This window comes from Streptomyces sp. NPDC101490, assembly GCF_044767145.1.
Lineage (GTDB): Bacteria > Actinomycetota > Actinomycetes > Streptomycetales > Streptomycetaceae > Streptomyces.
Map to the genome: position 1 here is coordinate 103,199 of NZ_JBIWNI010000001.1, position 22,174 is coordinate 125,372.

A 22,174-nucleotide genomic window follows, 5' to 3' on the forward strand; every position below is an offset into this window, starting at 1 on the left:
CGTGACACATGACGAGGACTCGACCCTCCACGGAGACAGAGGCGGAGAGGGAGAGGGAGGCGGAGACGGAGGGGGAGACGGCCGCGTTCACCCGCTGGCTGACCGCCCTCGTGGAGCGCCTCCCCGCGAGCGGGGGCTGGTACGGGGTCTTCTCCACGCGCGACCCGGAGGGGATGCGCGCCTGCCTCGAAGGGGCGGAGATCCCGCCCTGGGACGTGATCGACTCCCTCCTCCGGGACACCGGCGAGGACGCCGGAGGACCGCTCGCCACCCGGGGCAGGAAGCTGTACGAGGAGGCCGTCACCGCCCATGACCGGAGGCCCGGCGGCGCGGACGCCCTGGCCGGGCTCCGGGACCTGATGGAGCGCGAACGCCGGTACGCCGAGTCCCGCGCCCGCGATCTCGACCGGTCCCTCCGCGCGGTTCCGCCACCGGACCCGGCGGCGACGGCCCGGCTGGAACACGACCTGGCCTGGGTCCGGGACGACCACGCCCGCGCCACCGCCAGGATCGCCGACCTGACGGCCCGCCTGGCGTCGCTCGCCCCGCCGCCCGCCGCCGGACCACCCCTCGTACGGCCCGCCCGGCGCCCCCGGGGCGCACGGTACGCCTGGCTGGACAGCGAAGAACACACGGACGCCGAGGGACGCCGGGACGCCGACGCACGCACGGACGCCGACCGCCACGGGGGCGGCGGCGCGGACGGCGGTGGCCACGGGGACGGCGTCGGACACGGGGCCGGTGGCGGTCGACGGGACAGGGGCGGGTCCAGGGGCGGCGACGGTTCCAGCGGCGGCGGGCGCAGTGGTGGCAGTCGCCCCGGCCACGCCCTGAAAGGACCGGAGCCCGCGCCCCTGCCCGTGCTCCCCGCCGGGGGAGCGGCGCCGCGCGGGGCCCGCTTCGGAGGCGCGCCCGTTCAGGAGAGAGCCCCCGCCGCCGCTCCGGCCGCCTTCACCGAGGTCGACACCCGCGCCGCCGCCAACGCCGTCTACGCGCTCCGGCGGCTCCGCGCCCAGGGCCGTACCGGCGAGGCGCACGCCCTGCTCTGCGAGGCGCTGAGCGGACCGCCCGCCCGGCTCCCCGCCCTCGCGGAGGAGTTGCGCCGTGCCGGACTCGCCGCCGACTGGGCCACCCTGCTCTGGGAGGCGGCCTCGCTGCCGCCCGCGCGGCTCGCCGCCGTCGCCGGAGCCCTCGCCGACGCCGGGCGCCCCGCCGACTGCGAGCGGCTGCTGAGCCAGGGTGTGGCGCGGCCCGTCGAGGAACTGGCCGGAGCGTGCGCCGCCCTGCGGGCCGAGGACCACCACCGGGAGGCCCACACGCTGCTCACCGCCTTCGTACGGGTCCGCGCGCCGGGGGACGCGGCCCGGCTCGCGGGCGCGGACCCGCGCGGACTCGTCCCGCAGTTGCTCGCGGCGGCCCGCGCGGTGTCCGTGGCCCGGGAGCGCGATCTGCTGCACGCCTTCCGGGTGGCGGGCCTCGCGGGGACGTGACCCGGCGCGGACGCGCGGAAGGGCAGCGGTGGCGCGGGGAGCCGGTCGCCCACGGGCGCCGGAGATGCCGTCGGGCGCAGGTCCCCGCAGGCGTCCGCCCGGGGGCGTCCTGCGGCCACGCGGTGTCGCTCCGTGTCGGTACGTGTCCGACGTGGACCACTCGGGTATGAAACATGATCGACCCGGCCGCTTCGCGGCGGCGGTCTTGCTCCGGGGTGTGACGGGGCTTACGTTCTCCTCCTACGTACCGCGTCTACGTGCGTAGAGGCTCTCTGACGCCGTGCCGAAGGAGCAGCTCATGACCGACGTCGTCCGCGCCGCGCTCGTCCAGGCCACCTGGACCGGCGACACCGAATCCATGATCGCCAAGCATGAGGAGCACGCCCGGGAGGCCGCCCGGCGGGGCGCCAAGGTGATCGGGTTCCAGGAGGTGTTCAACGCCCCCTACTTCTGCCAGGTCCAGGAGCCCGAGCACTACCGCTGGGCCGAGCCCGTCCCGGACGGCCCCACCGTCTCCCGGATGAGGGACCTCGCCCGCGAGACCGGCATGGTGATCGTGGTGCCGGTCTTCGAGGTCGAGCGCGAGGGCTTCTACTACAACACCGCCGCCGTGATCGACGCGGACGGCAGCTATCTCGGCAAGTACCGCAAGCACCACATCCCCCAGGTCAAGGGCTTCTGGGAGAAGTACTACTTCCGCCCCGGCAACGCGGGCTGGCCGGTCTTCGACACCGCCGTCGGCCGGATCGGCGTCTACATCTGCTACGACCGGCACTTCCCCGAAGGCTGGCGCCAACTCGGCCTCAACGGAGCCCAGTTGGTCTACAACCCGTCGGCCACCCACCGGGGACTCTCCGCCCACCTATGGCAGTTGGAGCAGCCCGCCGCCGCCGTCGCCAACGAGTACTTCGTCGCCGCCATCAACCGCGTCGGCGTCGAGGAGTACGGCGACAACGACTTCTACGGCACCAGCTACTTCGTGGACCCGCGCGGCCGGTTCGTCGGCGACGTCGCCTCCGACAAGGAGGAGGAACTCCTCGTCCGCGACCTCGACTTCGGCCTGATCGAGGAGGTCAGGCAGCAGTGGGCCTTCTACCGGGACCGCCGCCCCGACGCGTACGACGGGCTGGTGCGCCCGTGAGCGGCCTGTACGAACGGCACAAGGCCGTCATCCCCGACTGGGTCTCCCTCTACTACCGCGAGCCCATCGAGATCACCCACGGCGAGGGCAGGCACGTCTGGGACGCCGGGGGCCGGAAGTACCTCGACTTCTTCGGCGGCATCCTCACCACGATGACCGCGCACGCCCTGCCCGAGGTCACCAAGGCCGTCGCGGAGCAGGCCGGGCGCATCATCCACTCCTCCACCCTCTACCTCAACCGGCCGATGGTGGAACTGGCCGAGCGGATCGCCGGGCTCTCCGGCATCCCCGACGCCCGCGTCTTCTTCACCACCTCGGGAACCGAGGCCAACGACACGGCGCTGCTCCTCGCCACCGCCCACCGCCGCTCGAACCAGATCCTGGCGATGCGGAACAGCTACCACGGCCGTTCCTTCTCCACCGTCGGCATCACCGGCAACCGCGCCTGGTCGCCGACCGGACTCTCCCCGCTCCAGACCCTGTACGTCCACGGTGGCGTCCGCACCCGGGGGCCGTACGCCCAGTACACCGACGAACGGTTCGTCGACGCCTGCGTGGCCGACCTCGAAGACCTCCTCGGGCACACCCGGGACGTCGCCGCGCTGATCGCCGAACCCGTACAGGGCGTCGGCGGCTTCACCTCCCCGCCCGACGGCCTCTACGCGGCCTTCCGCCGGGTCCTCGACCGGCACGGCATCCTGTGGATCTCCGACGAGGTGCAGACCGGCTGGGGCCGTACCGGCGACAACTTCTGGGGCTGGCAGGCGCACGGACAGGCCGGACCGCCCGACATGCTCACCTTCGCCAAGGGCATCGGCAACGGCATGTCCGTCGGCGGTGTCGTCGCCCGCGCCGAGATCATGAACGGCCTCGACGCCCACTCGATCTCCACCTTCGGCGGTTCGCCCATCACGATGGCGGCGGGCCTCGCCAACCTCTCGTACCTGCTGGAGCACGACCTCCAGGGCAACGCGCGCCGGGTCGGCGGGCTGCTCATCGAGCGGATCAGGGCGGTCTGCGCCGGGGTCGAGGCGGTACGGGAGGTGCGCGGCCGGGGCCTGATGATCGGCATCGAGCTGACCGAACCGGGCACCGACCGGGCGAACCCGGACGCCGCCGCCACGGTCCTGGAGGCGGCCCGGGAGAACGGTCTGCTCATCGGCAAGGGCGGCGGCCACAACACCAGCACCCTGCGGATCGCCCCGCCGCTCTCGCTCACCGTCGCGGAGGCGGAAGAGGGCGCGGCAGCCCTCGAAAGCGCGCTGCGGAGCCTGTAGCCCGCACCGGTGGTGCCCGCCGGCAGCGCGCCCCCGGGCACCACCCCACCCGCCCCACCCCCGTCGTAGCGCCCCACGAGCAGGGAGACTCCGTGAGCACCCGTACCGTCATCCGGGGCGGCCTCGTCGTCACCGCCGCCGACGAACTCCACGCCGACGTGCTGATCGAGGACGGCCGTGTGGTCGCCCTCGCGGCCACCGGCTCGGACGTGGCGGACGGCTGGACCGCCGCGCACGTCCTCGACGCCACCGACCGCTACGTGCTGCCCGGCGGCGTCGACGCCCACACCCACATGGAACTGCCCTTCGGCGGCACGTCCGCCTCGGACACCTTCGAGACGGGGACGCGGGCGGCCGCCTGGGGCGGGACGACCACGATCGTCGACTTCGCCGTCCAGACCGTCGGCCGGAGCCTGCGCGAGGGACTCGACACCTGGTACGCGAAGGCCGACGGCAACTGCGCGATCGACTACGCGTTCCACATGATCCTCTCCGACGTGAACGAGCACACGCTCAAGGAGATGGACCTGCTGGTCCAGGAGGGCGTCACCTCCTTCAAGCTCTTCATGGCGTACCCGGGCGTCTTCTACAGCGACGACGGGCGCATCCTGCGGGCCATGCAGCGCTCCGCCGACAACGGCGGGCTGATCATGATGCACGCGGAGAACGGCATCGCGATCGACGTCCTCGTCGAGCAGGCCCTGGCCCGGGGCGAGACCGACCCCCGCTACCACGGTGAGGTCCGCAAGGCGCTGCTGGAAGCGGAGGCGACCCACCGGGCCATTCAGCTCGCCCGGGTCGCGGGCTCCCCGCTGTACGTGGTCCACGTGTCCGCGCGGGAGGCGGTCGCGGAGATCGCCACCGCCCGCGACTTGGGCCTCCCGGTCTTCGGAGAGACCTGCCCGCAGTACCTCTTCCTCTCCACCGACAACCTCGCGGAGCCGGGATTCGAGGGCGCGAAGTACGTGTGCAGTACGCCCCTGAGGCCGAAGGAGCACCAGGCGGCGCTCTGGCGGGGGCTGCGGACCAACGACCTCCAGGTGGTCTCCACGGACCACTGCCCGTTCTGCTTCACCGGGCAGAAGGACCTCGGGCGCGGCGACTTCTCGAAGATCCCCAACGGCCTGCCGGGGGTGGAGAACCGCATGGACCTGCTCCACCAGGCGGTCGTGGACGGGCACATCTCCCGGCGCCGCTGGATCGAGATCGCCTGCGCCACCCCGGCCCGCATGTTCGGGCTGTATCCGCAGAAGGGCACGATCGCGCCGGGCGCCGACGCGGACATCGTCATCTACGACCCGCACACCACCCAGGTGCTGTCGGCCGAGACCCACCACATGAACGTGGACTACTCCGCGTACGAGGGGAAGACGGTCACCGGCCGGGTGGAGACGGTCCTCTCGCGCGGCGAACTCGTCATCGACCGGGGCGCGTACGTCGGCCGCGCCGGACACGGCACCTTCGTCCCGCGCGCCACCTGTCAGTACCTGAGCTAGGAGAACGACGTTGGACTTCGGACTCGTCCTGCAGACCGATCCGCCCGCCTCGCAGGTGGTGGGGCTGATGCGCCGGGCGGAGCGCAACGGCTTCCGGTACGGCTGGACCTTCGACTCCGCCGTGCTCTGGCAGGAGCCGTTCGTCATCTACAGCCAGATCCTGGAGCACACGACGAAGCTCCGGGTGGGCCCGATGGTGACCAACCCGGGCACCCGTACGTGGGAGGTGACCGCCTCCACCTTCGCCACCCTCAACGACATGTTCGGCAACCGGACCGTCTGCGGCATCGGGCGCGGCGACTCCGCGATGCGTGTCGCCGGGCGCAAGCCGAACACCCTGGCCCGGCTCGGGGAGGCCATTGACGTCATCCGTGACCTCGCCGAGGGCCGGGAGGCCGAGGTCGACGGCAACCCGATCCGCCTCCCCTGGGTGAAGAACGGGAAGCTGCCGGTGTGGATGGCGGCGTACGGGCCCAAGGCCCTGGCCCTCGCCGGGCAGAAGGCCGACGGGTTCATCCTCCAGCTCGCCGACCCGTTCCTCACCGAGTGGATGGTGAAGGCCGTCAGGCAGGCGGCCGTCGACGCGGGCCGCGACCCGGCGTCGGTCACGATCTGCGTCGCCGCCCCCGCCTACGTGACGGCCGACGACTCACCGGAGGCGCTGGCGCACGCGCGGGACCAGTGCCGGTGGTTCGGCGGCATGGTCGGCAACCACGTCGCCGACCTGGTCGCCAGGTACGGCGAGCACTCGGGCATGGTCCCGGAGGACCTGACCGCGTACATCAAGGACCGGCAGGGCTACGACTACAGCCACCACGGCCGCGCGGACAACCCCGACACCGTCTTCGTCCCCGACGACATCGTCGACCGCTTCTGCCTCCTGGGCCCGGCCTCGTCCCACATCGCCAAACTCCGCCACCTTCGCGATCTCGGCGTCGACCAGTTCGCCGTCTACGCCATGCACGACGACAGGGAGGGCACGATCGACGCGTACGGGGCGGAGGTCATCCCCGCGATCAACGCCTGAGGACGGGAGCCCGGCAGGGGATCGGGCCCGGCGACGACCGGGGCGGCTCCGCTTCGGCCGCCGCGCGAAAGGGGCGCGCCCGGTTCGGGCGGCGGTGTCGTCAGCAGACCGTGCCCGGCGTGCGGGCGACGGCGGTCAGCAGCTCGCGGACGAGGTCGTAGTCGATCGCGGCGGGCCGCCGGAAGCGGATGCAGCCCTTGCCCATGTCCTGGCCGGCCAGCCGCTCGGCGAACGCCCCGACGACATCGGGGCGCATCAGGTAGAGGGAGACGTACTGCTTCTGGTTGGCGAACGCGACCTCCGCGGTCCCGTCGCGGGTGTACGCGGGCATGCCGTACGCGAGGGTCTCGGTGAAGCCGGTCAGCTCGGACCGACACAGCTCCCGCAGCCGGGCCAGGGCCGGGGCGCGGTCGCCACCGACACCGGCAAGGTAACCGTCGACGTCGGTGACGGGGGACTGGGACATGGTCACGAGTCTAGTCGTCGGCGTGGACGGCCACCCGCCGGAAGGGCACGGCTCGGCGTCGGCGTCGGCGTCGGCGTCCACGGGTCCACGGGTCCACGGGTCCACGGGTCCACGGGTCCACGGGTCCACCGGCCTTTAGCGATAACAAGCCAAAACTTGAGGATCTATTGGTGTACTTTTCATGAACTTGTAATGTGCCGAGAGCGCGACCGTGGAACCAGCACGGCCCATGACGACCGTTCACTCCCTCACCGGAGGTGTCATTTTGGCCCCTGCACGGACAACGACCCCGACGCGTCTCTCCCGCGTCCTCGGCACGCTCGCCCTGGGCGTCGGCCTGGGCGCCGCCTTCGTCACACCCGTATCGGCAGCCCCCGCGCAGACGTCCGAGGGGGTGACCGTGACCACCGTGGACAAGGTGGCCGTGGACTACCCCTGTTACTCGGTGTCCACGGCCGGGGCGATGAGCTGTTTCCAGCCCTACGGCGAGCACCTCTACACCTGTGACACCGCGGCCGACGGCCATCACCCGGGCACCGCGTACCGGATCAACGGCGGTACGTGGCGCGTCGTGGAGTACGACCTCGGCAACGGCAACTGCGCCGACCTCAACCTCTCCATCGGGGAGAGCGGCTACATCGACATCCAGGCTTGCAACTTCGAGGGGAACACGGTGCTGAACTGCAGCAGCGTCCGGCGGGTCTCCGCCAACGGCTGACGAGGCACCGAGCGGCCCCGCCCCCGTGGCGGGGCCGCCGCACCACGTCCGGCCCCGGGAGGGCACGCCTCGGACCGGTCGTGCGGGTGCCGCCCGCGTTCCTGCGGCCGTCGGCGCCGGTCGCGCTGTCGCCGTGGCCCGGACCGTGCTCCGGTGGCGCCTCCGGACGGGGGCTGTCAGCCAGCGGCGGAGCGACGGCCACCGGAACCCGCGTACAGGTGCCGATGTCAGTGGGCACCGCTACGGTCCTCTCCATGGAACAGGAACTCGCGGAGCGCTTCGATCCGTTGCCCGGACGGGTCGGTCACGTGGGCGGCATCGAGTCGCTCACGCTCGACGGGCGCCGCTACTACTTCGGCTTCGACTACCAGAGCGACCTGGTCGTCTCCCCGCTGATCGGTGACCCCGACGCGATGGCCGCCTTCGCGGCCGCGCACATGAGACAGTCCGACGGCAGCCACGACGCCTCCTACTGGGCGGAACTCGTCGCCCACGCGGTCGGGAGGTCGGACCTGGTCGCGGACGACACGAAGCGGGAGTTCACCGCCGAAGGGCTGCGCACGGGGATTCCGGCCCCCGGGAGCCATCTGCTCTACCTGCTGGACGCGGCCGGTGAATGGGACGACTCGTTCACCCTGCCGACGGACGTCGGGGAGGCGTTCGCGCGGCTGGGATTCGACGAGGACGACGCCATCGAATGCGTCGACGAGTGCCTGCGTGCCATCCGGGAGGACGGCGCGGACGCGAGACCCGACGAGCGCGCTGTCGCCCGCTGGTACCTCGCCTCCTCCGTGACGTGCCTGCCCGGGAACTGGGCCCTGCTCTTCGCCCCGCTCGCGGAGGGCGCCGCCGTCAGGTGATGAGCGGTTCCGCTCTCATCGGGGCGGGGATGCGTCGATGATGGGGAACGACCAGTCCTCGGGTGGAGCGGGTCGGTCCAGGAACCGAGCCGCATGACCTCATGGGGAAGGCGGTTCGCCTGCCCCATGAGGACGTCCTCGCCGAGCCCGTACCCCGGACCGCCGCACGCCCAGAAGGAGCCCCACCGTGTCGCAGGAACTCCTGATCCGCAAGATCCGCCACGGCTTCGACCGTTTCGACGTGGACGAGAGCGGTGACCTGACCGAGGCCGATCACGTACTCATGGGCCGGCGCTCCGCCCGTGCCCTCGGCCTCCCGGCCGGCTCGGACGGGGAACGGCGCATCGTGGACGCGTACGTGGGCATCTGGCGGAACCTGCACGTGCCGCACCTGCCGCCCGGCGTCGAGTCGATGACCCGGGAACAGTTCGTCGAGTCGACCCTGTCCCTGGCCGACGACCCCGAGGCGGCGAAGGCGACGCTGGGGGCTTTGGCGGAGGTCTTCCTCTCGGTCGCCGACGCGGACGGCGACGGTGTGTTGGACCCCGCGGAACACCTCTGCTTCCTGCGGGGCCACTTCCCCCAGGTGACGCGGGAGGAGGCCGACACCGCCTTCCGGCACCTGGACCGGGACGGGGACGGGGCGGTGTCCCGCGAGGAGTTCACCTCGGCCGTCATCGAGTACTGGACGAGCACGGACCCGCACGCGCCGGGCAACTGGTGGATCGGAGCGGGCTTCACCGAGTGATCCGCCCAGAAGACCGTTCCGTAGGAACGGTCCCCGGAGAGTCGTCCGGAAGATCACTCCAGGACAACACCTCGGGACGGAACGCCTCAGAACGGAACGCCTCGAAGGACGGGAGAAGAAGCCGGTCATGAGAAGTCAGGTGGACGCGGAGGTCATCGTCGTCGGACTCGGCGCGATGGGGAGCCAGACGCTGTGGCGGCTGGCCGAGCGCGGGACCGACGTCCTCGGCATCGAGCGGTTCGTCCCGGGACACGACCGGGGCGCCAGCCACGGGGAGTCCCGGATCATCCGCAGCGCCTACGCCGAGGGCGCCGCGTACGTACCGCTCGTCAAGAGGGCGTGGCGGCTCTGGCGGGAGCTGGAGGAGGCCTCGGGGCGGAGCCTGCTCGAACGGACCGGCGCCCTGATGGTCGGCCCCGCCGACTCGTCCGTCATCGCCGGTCCTCTCGCCTCCGCCCGGACCTGGGACCTGGAGTACGACCTCCTCCAGGGCGCCGAACTCCGGGAGCGGTATCCGCAGTTCGCCCACGCCGAGGGCCTTCTCGGATTCCACGAACGCGATGCCGGATACCTCCGGCCCGAAGAGGCAGTGACCGCCGGGGTGGCCGTCGCCGAGGCGCGCGGGGCCCGGGTCGTCCGCGAGACGGCCGTGACCGAGATCGTCCCCGATCCTGATCTTCCCCGTGTCCGCACCGGCGACCGCGAGTACACCGCGCGCCATGTCGTGGTCTCCGTCGGCGGCTGGCTGCGCGGACTGCTGCCCGCCACCGCCCCGCTGATGACCGTGGAACGCCGGGTCATGGGGTGGTTCCGTGCGAGCGACCCCCTGTCCTTCGCGGCGGAGCGTCTTCCCGTGTTCGTGCACAGTGACGCCTCAGGCGACCGGAGCCTCTACGGCTTCCCCTGCCTCGACGGAGAGACCGTCAAGATCGGCCTGCACACCTGGCCCGGCATCGACGAGCCGACCGATCCGGCCCTCGGCCACCGCCCGCCGGACCGCGCCGACGCGGAGCGGTTCGCCGACGCGATCGGCCGGACCCTCACCGGACTTGACCCGTACCCCGTCCGGATGCTCTCGTGCATGTACGCGCTCACCCCCGACCGGCACTTCCTGGTCGGACCGCGCCGGGATCTGCCAGGGCTCACCCTGCTCGGCGGCTTCTCCGGGCACGGATTCAAATTCGCCTCCGTCATCGGGGAGATCGCGGCGGAATTCGCGACGACCGGCGGCACCACTCTTCCCGTGGCCCCCTTCGACCCGCATCGATTCGACTGAACCGGGGTCTCGCGTCCGGCTCCGGAGGTGTCCGGCCGGGACCGTCAGTCCCGCCCGGGACGGAACACGTAGGGGGTCACCAGCGCGGTGAGTTCCTCGACCAGTTCCTCGCGCCGGATCGCGGGCCGGTCGAGGATCCAGCGGACGCTGAGGGCCTCCATCGCGGAGACCAGCACCCAGGCGCGGGTCGCGCCGCTCCCGGTCTCCGGGACGCGGCCCGCGAGGTAGGCGGAGCCCAAGTCCTGGACGCGGCGCCGGAGATGGCGTACATGACGCTCGTGGTAGCTCGGCGGCACCTCCTCGACCACGACACGAAGGAGTTGCGAGTCCTGTTCGAGCGCGGACAGCAGCGCCTCGACCGCGTTGGGCACGAGCCGCTCGGGCGGATCGGCGAGCCGGTCGGCGAGCGACGCGGCCACCCGGTCGCCCGCTTCCGCCCAGTAGCGCTCCATGAGCAGGTCCAGGAGCTCTTCCTTGTTCCGGAAGTACTGGTAGAGGGAACCGGGGCTGATGCCCGCCGTGTCGGCGACCCGGGTGGTCGCGAACCGCGCGTAGCCGTCGCGCGCCAGCACCACGCGCCCCGCGTCGACGATCCTCTCGACCATCTCCCGCGACCGCTCCTGACGGGGCGTCTTCCGCATACGCGAATTGTATGCGAGCAAATATTCGCATTACAACGGTGAGATGACGCAGAGCAACGAGGTTCGTGTCACCGGCCCTGTCCCGCACCCCTCCCCGGCCCCTGTCCCGCACCCCTCCCCGGCCCCTGTCCCGCACCCTTCCCCGGACCCTGTCCCGCACCCCTCCCCGGACCCGGACCCGGCCCCCTCCCGAGTGCCCTCCCCGGGCGGCCTCCCGGCTCCCTCCGCCGACTCCGCCCCGGCGCCCTCCCCGGGGCGCTCCCCGTGTCCCTCCCCGAGCCGTCTCCCGGGCCGCTTTCCGAGCCGCTTCCGTGAGGCCGAGGCGCGCGGACGCAGGATCGCCCGCCCGCTCTTCCTCTTCGCCGACATCGACAGGGACGTCGACGAGGCCCTCATGGAACGTCTGGGGGCCGGTCTCCTCAGGTGCGACGAACTCGGCGCCGCCCTCGCCCGGGCGATGAGCCTGCCCCCGGAGGACCCGGACCGGGTCACCCACTCCCTGATCACCGGTGCGCTGCGCGCCGCCCCGGACGTACCGGATGAACTTCCCCCGGCGCTGGCGGAGTTCATGAGTGAGGCGACAACCGTCCCCGACTGGGTCGCATGGGACCGGATCGAGCGCGGCGCGGCGGTCTTCCGTTCCCTCGGCCACAACAGCGGAGACGTCCTCGCCCTCCTCTCCCTCGTCGGCGGCTACCGCTTCGGCGGACCGGCCGACCTGCTGGTCCTCACCGGCGGCATGGGCGGTACACAGACCCTGCGGCGCCTCGGAGAGACGACCAAGTGGTCCCATGCCGTGACCCGCCCCGGCGGTCTCCGCCCGGGCGCCGAGGGCTGGCGCCTCACGCTCCACGTCAGGGCCATGCACGCCCTGGTGAACGCCCGTTTCGCACCCCGCTGGGACAGCGCGCGCTGGGGCCTGCCGGTCAACCAGGCCGACCAGGCGGCCACGCTCGGCCTCTTCGACGCGACCGTCCTCGTCGGCTGCCGGGGCCTCGGGGTGAGGCTGACCCGGCGGCAGCGGGGCGACTTCATGCACCTCTGGCGGTACGTCGGCCATCTGATGGGGGTCGCGCCGGAATGGCTGACCGACGACGAGAACGTCCGGCACCGCTGGAACCACCACATCCTGCTGTCCGCCGCCGGGCAGACCCAGGCCGGCCGGGACCTCGCCCGGCTGACCATGGACGCCCAGGGGCGACTGGCCCACGGTCACACCAGACCGGCCGTCGAACGGCTCCACCAGCGCTACGAGTACGCGCGCCGGATGAGCCTGCTCACCGTCTTCATGGGCCCGGCCGGGATGCGTGACCTGGGCCTGCGCCCCCGGCTCCCCTGGGGGCTCGCGCTCTCCGTCACCACGAACACGTTCCGGTACCGGCTCCTCGGAGCCCTGCCCGGTGGCCGGGAGCGCATCGAGCGACACGGCGCCCGGGCCCAGGACCGCGACCTGGCCGCGATGTTCCCCGACGGCCCGGCCGCCGTGGCCCACCTGCCGGAGGCGGGCTGACCGACCGTGCGGGTGCGGACCCGGGAGGCGCTGGGACCGGGCCGGACCGCGCGGCCCGGTGCGGTGCGGTGAGGCGGGGGACGGTGACGCGGTCGCGGTCGCGGAAATCCGTGTGCGTACCCGGCCGTGAGGCCGTACCGTCGCGGCTCCCGGCGGCCGTACCCGAGGCCCGCCCCGTACGGAGAGAGCCGTCCCATGACCGGCCGACAGGCGACGACGACACTCTGGCGCCCCACCGGACCCGAGGAGCTGGCCCTGGTCGAGGAGTCGGGTCGGCGCGCCTGGCCGCCCCGGCTGCCCGAGCAGCCGATCTTCTACCCGGTGCTCGACGAGGAGTACGCGGTGATGATCGCCCGGGACTGGAACGTCAAGCACAGCGGCGCGGGCTTCGTGACCCGCTTCGAGGTGGACACGGAGTTCCTCCGCCGCTATCCGGTCCGGCAGGCGGGCGGCCGGACGATCCTCGAACTGTGGGTACCGGCGGAGGAGCTGGACGAGTTCAACGCCCACATTGTCGGGGAGATCCGGGTGACCCACACGTTCCGCTGAACACGGAGGAGGACGGCGGAGGGCGCCGGAGTCCTGCCGGAGCCCAGCGAAAGGGAAGTCCCTCAGATCCCCGGCGGGCAGGCCACGAGCAGGGGCAGCAGGGGAGCGGTCAGGGCGGCCGAGGCCAGGGAGCCACGGAGGGCGGGATGGGGGGCCGGGCGGGGGCCCAGGATGCGCTTCATACGGAGCAGGGCCGTCGAGCCGCCCGCCCCGATCGCGCCCTCCGGGGTGCGGGCGGCGGCCATCTCGTACACCGCCGTCGCCAGGGTCTCGTCGGACTGGCGTCGCAGCGCGCGGTCGTCCGCGGTCATCTCCAGGAGCACGGCCATCTGGGTACGGGCCCGGCGGGCCAGCGGCAGCCAGGGGAAGACGGTCGCGAACGCCTCGGTCGCGGCCAGCGGCAGATGGTGGCGCCCGGCGACGTGGCACCGTTCGTGTTCGAGGACGGCGTCCATCTGCTCCGCCGTCAGCAGGCGCACGGCCGCGTCGCTCACGACGATGCGGGAGCGGAAGCCCGGCAGGCAGTACGCCCCGGGCACCGCGTGCGGCAGCACGGTGGCGCGGAGCCGTTCGCAGCGGGTCCCGACCTTGTCGAGCCGGTCGCGGTGGCGGGCACGGAGCAGACCGGAGCGCGCGAGATGGAACAGGAACGCGCCGCCGAACGCGGCGACGACGGCCAGCGGCATCGCCACGGCGAGCCGCCCGGCGATCGTGGGACCGGACGTCGTCGGCTCCGGCGCGTCCAGACCGCAGGCGTGCAGCAGCCCGACGAGCCCCGCGTGCAGATGCCGGGTGGGCGCCGCCAGCTGGGCGGCGGCGAGCGCCACGGCGACGGTGAACGACAGGATCAGGGCGAGCCACACGGTCGCCCCGAGCGCGGGCGCCCGGTACGGCCACGCGCTGCGGACGAGCAGGTGCGGGGCACCCGCGCCCACGGCGGCGGCGTACGCGAGCAGGACCGGGGCCGCGTTCACGGCTCGGCCCGTCGCCCGACGTCGCGGAGGGCCTTGCGCAGCGCCGCGATCTCCTCGGCGTCCAGGTTCTCCACGAACTGGGCGAGGGCGGCGGGCCGGTCCTCGCTGGCGCCCAGACCGTCCTCCATGAGGGCCGCCGCGTACGCCTCGCGGGTGGCGACGGCCCGGTACTGCCAGACCCTCCCGTCACGGGTACGGGTGAGGTGGCCCTTGTGGAAGAGGATGCTGGTGACCGTGGTCACCGTGGTGTAGGCGACGTCCCGGTGCAGGTTGATGTCGTCGACGACCTCGCGCACGGTGGCGAGGCGGTCCCATCTCCAGAGGCGGTCCATGATCTCCGCCTCGAGCTCCCCCAGCCGCCGCATGGGCCATGTCCTCTCCGCCGTTCCCGTACTCGGATGCATAGTAGACGGGCAGGTCGGGTGGCCTCCCGGCCGTGCGGAGCCGGTCGGCGTCAGCCGACGCGGACTCCCCACATGAAGGGCATCCCGCTGCGCGCGATGGACTCGTAGCGGACCTGCGCGCCCGGCTTGGGGGAGTGGAGGATCTGTCCGCCGCCCGCGTAGAAACCGACGTGGCTGAGGTCGGTGCGCATGATGATGAGGTCGCCGGGCTTCAGGTCGCTCAGCGAGTTGATGCGGGTCCCGATGTTCGCCTGGGCCTGCGAGGTGCGGGGGATGGACACGTCCGCCTGGCGGAAGGCCCAGGACGTGAGGCCGGAGCAGTCGAAGGAGGACGGCCCGACGGCGCCCCAGACGTACGGCAGCCCGACCCGGCTCTGGGCGGCCGCGAACGCGGCGGCGGCGCGGGTGGAGCCGCTGGTCTCGTTGCCGAGGTCGACGCGCTCGCTCGCCCGGTTGGCCCGGTCCTCCGCCGCGGCGATGCGCTCCCGCTCCTTCTCCGACAGGGTGTTGAGGAGGCGCTGCGCCTCGCGCAGCTTGCCCTGGATCTCGCTCTTCCGGTCGCCCAGCTCCTTCTCCACGGACGCGAGGTCTCCGAGCTTGCCCGCGGCCTCGCCGCGCTGCTGCTGGAGTGCGCGCTGCTGGGCGAGGAACTGCTGGAGGACGGCGGTCTGCCGGTCTCCGGCCCGGTCGAGGGCGGAGGCCTTCGCCAGATAGGTCTCGGGTTCCTCGGAGAGGAAGAGCTGCAGGGAGGGGTCGAGCCCGCCCGAACGGTACTGGCCGGTGGCGACGTTGCCGATGCGGTCCCGCAGTCCGTTGAGCTCGCCCTGCTTGCGGGCGACGGCGTCCTGGAGCTTCGCCACCTGCTCCTTGAGCGCCTCGGCCTTCTCCTTGGCCCCGTTGTACTTCTCGGTCGCCTGGGTCGCCGCCTCGTAGAGCCGGTCCACCTGCGCCTGCACGCCCTTCTTGTTGGGGTCGGGCAGCGGGTCGGCGGAGGCCGTCTGGGCGGAGAGGGCGACGGCCGCCGCCGCGGTGGCGGTCACGACTCCGGTGTAGCGCGCGCTGTGTTGCTTCGGACGGCGGTGGGAAGCCACGGGTGCTCCTTCTTGCTCGACCGCCGACCGGGCAGGGCGTACCGGGGGCACGGCGGCGCCTCCGCCGTGTGCCCCGGGTGGGCGATCAGACGTGCGAAGGCTCCGCGAATACTAAGCTTCTTAGATGCTAAGGCTCAATAAGGGTCCTTCGTCGTACGGCGACGGGGTCGGCCACCGGGCCCCACAGGGGCAGCAGTTCGGGGCGCTTGGGGGCCAGTGGCTCGACCGGGCCCCGGTGCAGCAGGTGCTGGCCCAGCCAGGGCAGGAAGTGCTCGCGGGCCCAGCGCAGATCCGGGAGCCGCTCCGCCTGCCGTGCCGGACCTGCCGTCGTGCCCGGTACGGGAGCGCCCGGCACCTGAGCGCCCGGCGCCGGAGCGTCCGGTACGGGGACGAGCCCCAGGACCTCTGCGCTGCGCAGCGCCACCCGGCGGTGTCCCTCGGAGGACAGGTGCAGCCGGTCCTCGCTCCAGGCGCTCGGACGCTGGAGGGACTTCATCGCCCACAGGTCGACGACCGGACAGCCGTGCCGGTCGGCGATGGCGTGGACGTGTGCCGTGTAGGTGGCGATCTTTCCCCGCAGTCGGCGCAGCACGGGGGTGTCTCGGGGATCGAAGCCGGTGAAGACGAGCACCGTCCCGGCCGTGGCCCGGAGTTCGACGACGGCTTCCTCGAACCGTTCGGTGATGCGGTCCACGGAACTGCCGAGCCGCAGGATGTCGTTGCCCCCGGCGCAGAAGCTCACCAGGTCCGGCGCCAATGCGGCGGCCCTGGGCACCTGCTCGGCGATGATCTCGTCGATGACCCGGCCCCGTACGGCGAGGTTGGCGTAGCGCAACGGGACGGGGGAGCGGCGGGCGAGGAGCCCGGCGAGCCGGTCCGCCCAGCCCGCGAGGGCGCCCTCGCTGGTCTCGTCGCCGAGGCCCTCGGTGAAGCTGTCCCCGACCGCCACGAACGAACCGATGGCGGCCCGGCCGGTCGTGCTCCGCTCTGTGGACACCTTGCTCCCCCTCCCGTTCTCCGCCCCGTCGCCGTGGGCGGCCGCGTCCGGGTCAGGCGCGCCCGGCGTAGTCGTAACCGGCGTCCTCGACCGTGTCCTCGATCAGCTTGTCGTCCAGCGGGGCGGCGCTGTTGACCGTGACGAGTCCGGTGGAGATCTCGATGTGCACGGTGTCCACGGCGTCCAGTTCCCGGAGCGCGCCGCTCACGATCGCCTTGCAGTGGCCGCTGTTGACGCCGGCGACCTTGTAGGTGGTGGTGTAGGCGGACATGGCACCCTCCCGGGCTCGATCTACATACCCCCTAGGGGTATCTCTCGCTGTTATGTATACCCTCAGGGGGTATCCATTCGCAAGGGGAGCCGAGACAGGAAGCCGCCCCTGCGGCCCGGGGCCCGCAGGGGCGGCGAGGAAGGGGTCCGGTGTGCCCAGCTCTCCGAGTCGACCCGGGCGTGCAGGTCGAAGGAGGTCTTCGGGCTGCTCTCGGTGCTCGTCACCTCCGGCTCGCAGGCGGTGTACGGGGCTCCGGTCCGGGACCCGGTGGCCGTCGTGGCCTTCGTGGTCGGCGGTGTCCTCGCGGTCGGCGGCTCCCACCCGGCGCCGGGTACCGGGTCCCTTCCCGGAGGACGGCCCCGTGCCCTTCCCGAAGCCGCTCGCCGGCTACGGCTGGGCCGTGGGCCTCGTCGCCTCCCCGCTCGTGCGCGTCCTCCTCATGAGGCGCGCGGGAGCCGCCCGGTGACCCCGGTGATCCAGTCGAGGTAGAAGCGGACGCGGGTGTTCACGGCAGGGGTCTCGGTGGCGCACTCCCTGCCGTAGGACACCAGCCCCACCACGTACGCCCGTCCCGCGACCGTGTGGACCAGCGGCCCGCCGGAGTCGTACTGGCAGCTGTCGCGGCCCGGGGCGTACGTGCAGAGCTGACCGGCGCCGACCTCCGTCATGCCCCGCCGGACGCAGACGGTGTTGCTCATCGTGCCGAGGGTCACGGTCCGCAGCACGTCGGAGGTACGGCCGCCGTAGGACACGGCGCCCCACCCGGGCACCTCGACCTGCACGCGGTCGAAGGCCCCGGGGGCGTACCCGACGGGCAGGGCGACCGGGCGCACGTCACGGCTGGGGGCGACAGGCTCGGCCAGCTCCACGAGCGCGAGGTCGTCGCGCTGTCCCGACGGGTCGTAGCCCGGGTGCGTGACGAACCGGACCGGGGCCGCGAGGACCGCGTCCGGACTGTCCGCGCCGGTCGTCAGGTCGTGGTCGCCGAGGAGCACACCGATCCGTGCGGTACGGGCGTACGCCCCCGTCAGGCAGTGGGCCGCGGTGAGCACCCACCGGTCGCCGACCAGGGCCCCGCCGCACACCACCCGACGCTCCACGACGTCCACGAGCCCCGCCATGAAGGGGTACTGGTGGGGCCTGGCCTCCCGCCCCCCGACGACCGCCCGCGCGGTCGGCGCGAGGCCCAGCGGGCCGACGGCCAGGACCGTGCCCGCGACCGTCGCCAGGAGCTTGCGCGGCCATCCCATGTGTTCTCCAACCGTCGGCGCCGTGTTCCGGGGCGGCCGACTGCGGAGACGTTTCCTCTCATGCGCCGCCCGGATCCCAGGCAGTCAACGAACGGCCGGGGGAGGGGTCACTGGACGCGCCCGCGACGGAGGTACGGACCGTCCGCGCCTCATGGGGGAGCGAGGGGCCGGGCGCACGCCCCCCGGCGCCGCCCCTCCCTCGATGCCGTTCCGCCCGCCGGGGCGCCCATCAGGCCGGGTCTCGCCCGTCCGCCTGGGTGTGCCTGCGGCGGGATCGGCCGAGGCCTCGGCCGACCGGACACGGCTCCGACTGCCGTGCTGGCACGTCTCCTGCTGACCTGCACGGCTCCGGCAGCCCCGGCACGTTTCCGGCCGCTCCGGCACTGCTCCGGTGGGCCGGGGCAAGGCCCGGCGACGCCGGAGCGACCCCGGCGGGCCGCGACCGGGCCGCGACCGGGCCGCCCCGGCGACCGCCCGTACCTACGGGACCCTGGCCGTCCACTCCGGGGTGCCGAACTTGGACTCCGCCAGTTCCTTCGCCCGCGCCAGCTCGTCCTCCGTGACCCGGCCCTCCGCGAGCCCGTACCGACCGCGGAAGGAGGCGATCATGCGCTCGATCACCGCCTCGCGCGGCAGACCTGTCTGGCGCCGCAGCGGGTCCACCCGCTTCTTCGCGCTCTTCGTGCCCTTGTCGGACAGCTTCTCGCGGCCGATCCGGAGCACCTCCGTCATCTTGTCCGCGTCGATGTCGTACGCCATCGTCACGTGGTGCAGGACCGCGCCCCCGCCCGCCACCATCCGCTTCTGCGCCGCTCCCGCGATCTTGCCCGCCTCCGTGGCGATGTCGTTCAGCGGCTGGTACCAGGCCCGCACCCCCATGTCCCCGAGTGCGCCGAGGACCCAGTCGTCCAGATACGCGTAGCTGTCGGTGAACGACAGGCCCTGCACGAGGGCGTCGGGCACCGAGAGCGAGTACGTGATCGTGTTGCCCGGCTCGATGAACATGGCGCCGCCACCGCTGATCCGGCGCACCACCTGGATCCCGTGCCGCTCGGCCGCCGCCGGGTCGACCTCGTTGCGCAGCGACTGGAAACTGCCGATGACCACCGCGGGGGCGCCCCACTCCCAGACCCGCAGCGTCGGCGGCCGCCGCCCGGCCGCGACCTCGGCCGTCAGGACCTCGTCCAGTGCCATGTGCAGCGCCGGGGACTGCGGCGGCATACGGACCAGCTGCCAGTCGTAGTCGGTCCAGTCGGTGGCGTGCGCGAGCGCCCGCCGGACCGCGACCCCGACACCCTCCGAGGTCAGCCCGAACATCTGGGTGCCCGGCGGCAGCGCCGCGTCGATCCGGGCGGCGAGCCCGCCGGCATCGGTGTCCACCGGCGCGCCCTCCAGGGCCCGGTCGATCGCCAGGATCGCCTCGTCGGGCTCCAGGAAGAAGTCGCCCGCGACCCGCACGTTCCGCAGGACACCGTCCTGGGCGTCGAGGTCGACGACCACCAGCTTCCCGCCGGGGACCTTGTACTCACCGTGGTACGCGCCGTGCACGGAACCCTCCCTGCCTGTAAGGGGTGAACTCGGCCAAAGGGTACTCCCCGGGGAAACGGACGGTGACGAACGCGACGGCCCGGCTGTCAGCCCCCCGTGCTTAGCTGGGGGACATGATCGATGAGTTCCCCGAACACGTCCTCGACGTCCCCCTGGCCGAGGTGGAGGAAGCGGTCCGCAAGGCCGCCGCCGCCGAGATCACCCCGCGCTTCCGGCAGCTCGCCGACGAGGAGATCCTGGAGAAGAACGGGCCGCACGACCTGGTCACCGTCGCCGACCGGGCCGCCGAGGCCCACCTCACCGCGTCCCTCACCGCGCTGCTGCCCGGCTCCGTGGTCGTCGGCGAGGAAGCGGTCCACGCCGACCCCGCCGTCTACGAGGCGCTGAAGGGCGACGCCCCCGTGTGGATCGTCGACCCCGTCGACGGCACCCGCCAGTTCGTCCACGGTGACCCCGGCTTCTGCACCCTCGTCGCGCTCGCGCTCCACGGCGACGTGCTCGCCTCCTGGACCTTCGCGCCCGCGCTCGACGAGTTCGCCGTGGCCGTCAAGGGCGGCGGCGCGCTCCTCGACGGGCGGCCGCTGCGCTCCGGCGCGCCCGCCCCCGGCGCCGGCCTGGAGGTCGCCACCTCCCACCCCGACTACACCACCCCCGACCAGAAGCGCGCCCTGCTCGGTCTGGTCACCGAGGGCGTCCGCCCCCGGCCCTGCGGCTCCGCGGGACTGGAGTACCTGGCGGTGGCCCGCGGCGCGCTCGACGCCACCGCCTTCTCCTGGGAGTTCGCCTGGGACCACGCGGCCGGACTCCTCCTCGTCACCGAGGCGGGCGGCACGCACACCACCGTCGCGGGCGAGCCGTTCCGGATCACCGGGGGGAACGCCCTGCCGTTCACGGCGGCACGCGACACGGCGACCGCCGAGCGGATACGCGCCCTGCTCGGGGGGCAGTGAGAAGGGCACGCCCACCGGCCTATCCTGTGAGCCTTGGCCATCGGCTGACGAAGGAGTCCGAAGGTGCCGAAGGGGACGTCCATGCTCGATGCCGTCGTCGTGGGAGCGGGGCCGAACGGCCTGACCGCCGCCGTCGAACTCGCCCGCAGGGGCTTCTCCGTGGCCGTCTTCGAGGCGAAGCCCACCGTCGGCGGCGGCGCCAGGACCGAGGAGCTGACCCTCCCCGGATTCCGGCACGACCCCTGCTCCGCCGTGCACCCGCTCGGCGCGGGATCGCCCGTCTTCCGCACGATGCCGCTGGCCCGGTACGGCCTGGAGTGGCTCCACCCCGAACTGCCCATGGCCCACCCCTGGGACGACGGCACCGCCGCCGTCCTCGCCCGCTCCGTCGCCGAGACCGCCGCCTCCTTCGGCCCGCACGACGCGGGGGCGTACCGCAGGCTCGTCGCCCCCTACCTCGGCAAGTGGGACACCCTCGCCCGGGACTTCATGCAGCTGCCCCTCACCGCGCTGCCCCGCGACCCCCTCACCCTCGCCCGCTTCGGCATCGACGGACTCCCGCCGTCCACCTGGCTGATGCGCCGCTTCCGCGACGAGAAGGCCAGGGGCCTGTTCGCCGGGCTCGTCGGCCATGTCATCGCCCCCCTCGGCGGCTTCGCCACCAGCGCCGTCGGCCTGGTCTTCGCCCTCGCCGCCCACGCGGGCGGCTGGCCGATGCCCCGGGGCGGCTCCCAGTCGATCTCCGACGCCCTCACCGCGTACCTCGGGGACCTCGGCGGCGCCGTGCACACCGACTTCGAGGTCAAGCGCCTCGACGACCTCCCCCCGGCCCGCGCCTACGTCTTCGACACCTCGCCGACGGCCCTCGCCCGGATCGCCGGATTCGGCGGGCACTACGACCACTACCGCTACGGCGCGAGCGCCTTCAAGATCGACTACGCCCTCGACGGGCCGGTGCCGTGGACCGCGCCGGAAGCCCGGCGCGCCGGAACCGTCCAGATCGGCCCCACCGCCGGGGAGATCGACACCGCCCTGCACCAGGCCTCCTCCGGCACCGCCCCCGACACCCCCTTCCTCATCACCGCGCAGCCCAGCCTCGTCGACCCCTCCCGCGCCCCCGAGGGCAAGCACGTCTTCTGGGCGTACGGCCATGTGCCCAACGGCTGGACCGGAGACCTCACCGACGCGATCGAGCGCCAGATCGAGCGCTTCGCCCCCGGCTTCCGCGACCGCGTCCTCGCCCGCGCCACCGCGGGACCGCCCCAGCTCGCCGCGCACAACGCCAACTACGTCGGCGGCGACATCGCCTGCGGCGCCGCCCGGGGCCTCCAGCTCCTGCTGCGCCCCACCCTCTCCGCCCGCCCCTACGCCACCCCGCACCCGGCGGTCTTCCTCTGCTCCGCGGCGACCCCGCCCGGCCCCGGCGTGCACGGCATGTCCGGGCACAACGCGGCGAAGGCGGTCTGGCGCCGCCTTCGAAAATAGACTGC

22 protein-coding genes and 1 pseudogene are annotated in these 22,174 nt (G+C 73.0%); 14 read left to right on the forward strand and 9 right to left on the reverse strand.

Going from position 1 to position 22,174, the window contains the following annotated elements; genetic code table 11:
- Positions 1 to 8 precede the first annotated feature (8 nt).
- From ACIRQY_RS00445 to ACIRQY_RS00465, 5 genes are all read left to right on the forward strand, one after another.
- Positions 9 to 1,490: a UL36 very large tegument protein gene (locus tag ACIRQY_RS00445; RefSeq protein WP_403921083.1), complete on the forward strand. Its 1,482-nt coding sequence runs from the start codon at positions 9 to 11 to the stop codon at positions 1,488 to 1,490.
- Between the two features lie 298 nt (positions 1,491 to 1,788).
- Positions 1,789 to 2,631, forward strand: a complete 843-nt coding sequence (locus tag ACIRQY_RS00450) for a nitrilase-related carbon-nitrogen hydrolase (protein ID WP_351780347.1) — start codon at positions 1,789 to 1,791, stop codon at positions 2,629 to 2,631.
- Positions 2,628 to 3,908: an aspartate aminotransferase family protein gene (locus ACIRQY_RS00455; protein WP_403921086.1), complete on the forward strand. Its 1,281-nt coding sequence runs from the start codon at positions 2,628 to 2,630 to the stop codon at positions 3,906 to 3,908. Before ACIRQY_RS00450 ends, ACIRQY_RS00455 begins: the two co-directional genes overlap by 4 nt.
- A 92-nt stretch (positions 3,909 to 4,000) precedes the next feature.
- Positions 4,001 to 5,404, forward strand: coding sequence for a dihydropyrimidinase (gene hydA / locus ACIRQY_RS00460; RefSeq protein WP_403921088.1), 1,404 nt, complete (start codon positions 4,001 to 4,003; stop codon positions 5,402 to 5,404).
- 10 nt (positions 5,405 to 5,414) lie between these two features.
- Positions 5,415 to 6,431, forward strand: coding sequence for a TIGR03842 family LLM class F420-dependent oxidoreductase (locus tag ACIRQY_RS00465; RefSeq protein ID WP_403921091.1), 1,017 nt, complete (start codon positions 5,415 to 5,417; stop codon positions 6,429 to 6,431).
- Between the two features lie 100 nt (positions 6,432 to 6,531).
- On the opposite strand, the gene ACIRQY_RS00470 is transcribed toward ACIRQY_RS00465, so the two are convergent.
- Positions 6,532 to 6,897 carry an iron chaperone gene (locus ACIRQY_RS00470; RefSeq protein ID WP_403921093.1) on the reverse strand — a complete coding sequence of 122 codons (366 nt, stop codon included), beginning with the start codon at positions 6,895 to 6,897 and terminating at the stop codon, positions 6,532 to 6,534.
- A 265-nt stretch (positions 6,898 to 7,162) separates the two neighbouring features.
- Between ACIRQY_RS00470 and ACIRQY_RS00475 the strand changes: the two genes are divergently transcribed.
- From ACIRQY_RS00475 to solA, 4 genes are all read left to right on the forward strand, one after another.
- The gene (locus tag ACIRQY_RS00475) at positions 7,163 to 7,615 is read left to right on the forward strand and encodes a hypothetical protein (RefSeq protein WP_351780317.1); all 453 of its coding nucleotides are present in this window, start codon (positions 7,163 to 7,165) and stop codon (positions 7,613 to 7,615) included.
- Between the two features lie 254 nt (positions 7,616 to 7,869).
- Positions 7,870 to 8,475, forward strand: a complete 606-nt coding sequence (locus ACIRQY_RS00480) for a hypothetical protein (protein WP_403921096.1) — start codon at positions 7,870 to 7,872, stop codon at positions 8,473 to 8,475.
- Between the two features lie 187 nt (positions 8,476 to 8,662).
- The gene (locus tag ACIRQY_RS00485) at positions 8,663 to 9,223 is read left to right on the forward strand and encodes an EF-hand domain-containing protein (protein ID WP_351780312.1); all 561 of its coding nucleotides are present in this window, start codon (positions 8,663 to 8,665) and stop codon (positions 9,221 to 9,223) included.
- A gap of 127 nt (positions 9,224 to 9,350) precedes the next feature.
- Positions 9,351 to 10,499, forward strand: coding sequence for an N-methyl-L-tryptophan oxidase (gene solA / locus ACIRQY_RS00490; protein WP_403921099.1), 1,149 nt, complete (start codon positions 9,351 to 9,353; stop codon positions 10,497 to 10,499).
- Between the two features lie 44 nt (positions 10,500 to 10,543).
- Here the strand turns inward: solA and ACIRQY_RS00495 are convergent, their stop codons facing one another.
- Positions 10,544 to 11,140, reverse strand: coding sequence for a TetR/AcrR family transcriptional regulator (locus ACIRQY_RS00495; RefSeq protein WP_403921102.1), 597 nt, complete (start codon positions 11,138 to 11,140; stop codon positions 10,544 to 10,546).
- 394 nt (positions 11,141 to 11,534) lie between these two features.
- Here ACIRQY_RS00495 and ACIRQY_RS00500 point away from each other — a divergent pair, with 394 nt between their 5' ends.
- Positions 11,535 to 12,650: an oxygenase MpaB family protein gene (locus ACIRQY_RS00500; protein WP_403921105.1), complete on the forward strand. Its 1,116-nt coding sequence runs from the start codon at positions 11,535 to 11,537 to the stop codon at positions 12,648 to 12,650.
- Between the two features lie 195 nt (positions 12,651 to 12,845).
- Positions 12,846 to 13,199, forward strand: coding sequence for a hypothetical protein (locus ACIRQY_RS00505; RefSeq protein ID WP_401237489.1), 354 nt, complete (start codon positions 12,846 to 12,848; stop codon positions 13,197 to 13,199).
- Between the two features lie 62 nt (positions 13,200 to 13,261).
- Here ACIRQY_RS00505 and ACIRQY_RS00510 read toward each other — a convergent pair whose 3' ends face one another.
- From ACIRQY_RS00510 to ACIRQY_RS00530, 5 genes are all read right to left on the reverse strand, one after another.
- Complete coding sequence (locus ACIRQY_RS00510) at positions 13,262 to 14,173, reverse strand: M56 family metallopeptidase (RefSeq protein WP_403921108.1); 912 nt, start codon at positions 14,171 to 14,173, stop codon at positions 13,262 to 13,264.
- Positions 14,170 to 14,538 carry a BlaI/MecI/CopY family transcriptional regulator gene (locus tag ACIRQY_RS00515; protein WP_351780294.1) on the reverse strand — a complete coding sequence of 123 codons (369 nt, stop codon included), beginning with the start codon at positions 14,536 to 14,538 and terminating at the stop codon, positions 14,170 to 14,172. Before ACIRQY_RS00515 ends, ACIRQY_RS00510 begins: the two co-directional genes overlap by 4 nt.
- An 89-nt stretch (positions 14,539 to 14,627) precedes the next feature.
- Positions 14,628 to 15,668, reverse strand: coding sequence for an NlpC/P60 family protein (locus ACIRQY_RS00520; RefSeq protein ID WP_351780292.1), 1,041 nt, complete (start codon positions 15,666 to 15,668; stop codon positions 14,628 to 14,630).
- A 127-nt stretch (positions 15,669 to 15,795) separates the two neighbouring features.
- Positions 15,796 to 16,665, reverse strand: coding sequence for a GDSL-type esterase/lipase family protein (locus tag ACIRQY_RS00525; protein ID WP_403921111.1), 870 nt, complete (start codon positions 16,663 to 16,665; stop codon positions 15,796 to 15,798).
- Positions 16,666 to 16,717: 52 nt separating this feature from the next.
- Positions 16,718 to 16,936 (reverse strand): heavy-metal-associated domain-containing protein, encoded by a 219-nt coding sequence (locus ACIRQY_RS00530; protein ID WP_351780287.1) that lies wholly within the window; start codon positions 16,934 to 16,936, stop codon positions 16,718 to 16,720.
- A gap of 270 nt (positions 16,937 to 17,206) precedes the next feature.
- Between ACIRQY_RS00530 and ACIRQY_RS00535 the strand changes: the two are divergent.
- A pseudogene (locus tag ACIRQY_RS00535) lies at positions 17,207 to 17,402 on the forward strand (nitrate reductase); the annotation flags it as partial.
- Here the strand turns inward: ACIRQY_RS00535 and ACIRQY_RS00540 are convergent.
- Both ACIRQY_RS00540 and ACIRQY_RS00545 read right to left on the reverse strand, forming a co-directional pair.
- Positions 17,374 to 18,186: a serine protease gene (locus ACIRQY_RS00540; RefSeq protein WP_403921114.1), complete on the reverse strand. Its 813-nt coding sequence runs from the start codon at positions 18,184 to 18,186 to the stop codon at positions 17,374 to 17,376. The pseudogene ACIRQY_RS00535 and the gene ACIRQY_RS00540 sit on opposite strands and share 29 nt — an antisense overlap.
- 480 nt (positions 18,187 to 18,666) lie before the next feature.
- Positions 18,667 to 19,734: a biotin/lipoate A/B protein ligase family protein gene (locus ACIRQY_RS00545; protein WP_351780283.1), complete on the reverse strand. Its 1,068-nt coding sequence runs from the start codon at positions 19,732 to 19,734 to the stop codon at positions 18,667 to 18,669.
- Positions 19,735 to 19,847: 113 nt separating this feature from the next.
- Here ACIRQY_RS00545 and ACIRQY_RS00550 point away from each other — a divergent pair, with 113 nt between their 5' ends.
- Together ACIRQY_RS00550 and ACIRQY_RS00555 are read left to right on the forward strand one after the other, a co-directional pair.
- On the forward strand, positions 19,848 to 20,684 hold the full coding sequence (locus tag ACIRQY_RS00550; RefSeq protein ID WP_403921117.1) for an inositol monophosphatase family protein: 837 nt from the start codon (positions 19,848 to 19,850) through the stop codon (positions 20,682 to 20,684).
- A gap of 81 nt (positions 20,685 to 20,765) precedes the next feature.
- On the forward strand, positions 20,766 to 22,169 hold the full coding sequence (locus tag ACIRQY_RS00555; protein WP_403922244.1) for a phytoene desaturase family protein: 1,404 nt from the start codon (positions 20,766 to 20,768) through the stop codon (positions 22,167 to 22,169).
- Positions 22,170 to 22,174 lie beyond the last annotated feature (5 nt).

Coding starts and splice junctions, on each gene's coding strand:
- ACIRQY_RS00500 (WP_403921105.1), top strand. CDS start 11,535: ATGGAACGTCTGGGGGCCGGTCTCCTCAGGTGCGACGAACTCGGCGCC.
- ACIRQY_RS00480 (WP_403921096.1), top strand. CDS start 7,870: ATGGAACAGGAACTCGCGGAGCGCTTCGATCCGTTGCCCGGACGGGTC.
- solA (WP_403921099.1), top strand. CDS start 9,351: ATGAGAAGTCAGGTGGACGCGGAGGTCATCGTCGTCGGACTCGGCGCG.
- ACIRQY_RS00530 (WP_351780287.1), bottom strand. CDS start 16,936: ATGTCCGCCTACACCACCACCTACAAGGTCGCCGGCGTCAACAGCGGC.
- ACIRQY_RS00445 (WP_403921083.1), top strand. CDS start 9: ATGACGAGGACTCGACCCTCCACGGAGACAGAGGCGGAGAGGGAGAGG.
- ACIRQY_RS00450 (WP_351780347.1), top strand. CDS start 1,789: ATGACCGACGTCGTCCGCGCCGCGCTCGTCCAGGCCACCTGGACCGGC.
- ACIRQY_RS00555 (WP_403922244.1), top strand. CDS start 20,766: ATGCTCGATGCCGTCGTCGTGGGAGCGGGGCCGAACGGCCTGACCGCC.
- ACIRQY_RS00550 (WP_403921117.1), top strand. CDS start 19,848: ATGATCGATGAGTTCCCCGAACACGTCCTCGACGTCCCCCTGGCCGAG.
- ACIRQY_RS00540 (WP_403921114.1), bottom strand. CDS start 18,186: ATGGGATGGCCGCGCAAGCTCCTGGCGACGGTCGCGGGCACGGTCCTG.
- ACIRQY_RS00495 (WP_403921102.1), bottom strand. CDS start 11,140: ATGCGGAAGACGCCCCGTCAGGAGCGGTCGCGGGAGATGGTCGAGAGG.
- ACIRQY_RS00505 (WP_401237489.1), top strand. CDS start 12,846: ATGACCGGCCGACAGGCGACGACGACACTCTGGCGCCCCACCGGACCC.
- ACIRQY_RS00515 (WP_351780294.1), bottom strand. CDS start 14,538: ATGCGGCGGCTGGGGGAGCTCGAGGCGGAGATCATGGACCGCCTCTGG.
- ACIRQY_RS00470 (WP_403921093.1), bottom strand. CDS start 6,897: ATGTCCCAGTCCCCCGTCACCGACGTCGACGGTTACCTTGCCGGTGTC.